General features: G+C 69.0%; 2 protein-coding genes and 1 pseudogene. 2 read left to right on the top strand and 1 reads right to left on the bottom strand.

The features are described from left to right. Positions 1–242 (top strand): hypothetical protein (locus tag JCM9942_RS16620; RefSeq protein ID WP_218185523.1); only part of this gene is annotated, 242 nt, incomplete at its 5' end. 80 nt (positions 243–322) lie between these two features. On the opposite strand, the gene JCM9942_RS16625 is transcribed toward JCM9942_RS16620, so the two are convergent. After that, positions 323–613, bottom strand: coding sequence for a hypothetical protein (locus tag JCM9942_RS16625; protein WP_157723023.1), 291 nt, complete (start codon positions 611–613; stop codon positions 323–325). Positions 614–718: 105 nt separating this feature from the next. On the opposite strand from JCM9942_RS16625, the pseudogene JCM9942_RS16630 reads away from it, so the two are divergent. Continuing rightward, a pseudogene (locus JCM9942_RS16630) lies at positions 719–1,076 on the top strand (lytic transglycosylase domain-containing protein); the annotation flags it as partial.

Raw genomic sequence — 1,076 nt, forward strand, 5'->3', positions numbered from 1 at the left:
AGGTGGCGCTGGCGGTGCCCTCGGGCCTGCGCGCGGCCGGCAACGGCTATGCCACCCCGGCCGACATCACCCGCGCTTTCGACTGCCTGACCACTGCCAGCCAGTGTGACGACGTCAAGCCGGCGCAGCCGTACCCGGGCTTCCGCGGGGTGATGACCTGGTCGATCAACTGGGATGTCACTGACGGTCGCACCTTCTCCGCGCCGGTCGGTACGCATCTGCGCGCGGCCGCCGCGAACTGATCGCAGGCGGTACAACGGCAACGGCGTCGCATCCTGCGTGGCGCCGTTGTCCGTTCAGTCCATCTGGAAGTGCACCAGCGTCACCGTCTCATCGGCCTGGAAGCGGGGTAGATCTGCTGCAGCACCGCCAGCAACCCCTCCGGTGTGCGGCAGCTGGGGTCGTGCTCATCGGCCAGGTCAGCGGCGGTGAGCGTGTTGAAGTGGCGCAGCTGGGTGGTCAGCGGCACCGTGATTTCCGGTACGCCGGGTGGCAGTTGCAGGCGCGCCTGCGCCACCCCGTGCCAGCGGCTGCCGCGGCGGACGCTGAGGTTGCGGCCAGCGTGGAACTGCGGATTCACGAACGTCAGCAACGGGGCGGGGGACTGGTCCATCGTGGGCTCCGGGGAAAGTGGCGGTTCATTGTCGCGGCGGCGCCGGCCGGTTTCATCACCGCAGGTTCGCAAAACCGGGTCCAGCATCGCCTTCTCCAGTGAAAGATGCCGATCCCGATGTTGCGTGCGGTCGTCCTGGCTGTACTGCTGTATCTGCTGTGCGCGCCGGCGCAGGCCCGCACGGTATATCGCTGTGTGCAGAAAGGTACGGTGAGCCTGGCCACCGCGCCGGAGCCCGGTTCCACCTGCAAAGCCATGACCTTGGCCGACGACGCGGTGCAGACGCCCAACCTGTGGGGCAACCTGGGCGTGTTCAGCGGCACCCTGTACGAGCGCGAGCAGGACGGGGTGCTGGTCTATTCCACCCGCAACCTGCCGGGCTCGCGGCCGTACCTGCGGTTCACCGTGGCGACCCCGCCGGGCGAGCCGGCACATGAAGGTCTGGGCCGGGTGGGCCGGCCGC

Origin of the sequence: Stenotrophomonas pictorum JCM 9942 (genome assembly GCF_001310775.1) — a bacterium.
Taxonomy (GTDB): domain Bacteria; phylum Pseudomonadota; class Gammaproteobacteria; order Xanthomonadales; family Xanthomonadaceae; genus Stenotrophomonas; species Stenotrophomonas pictorum.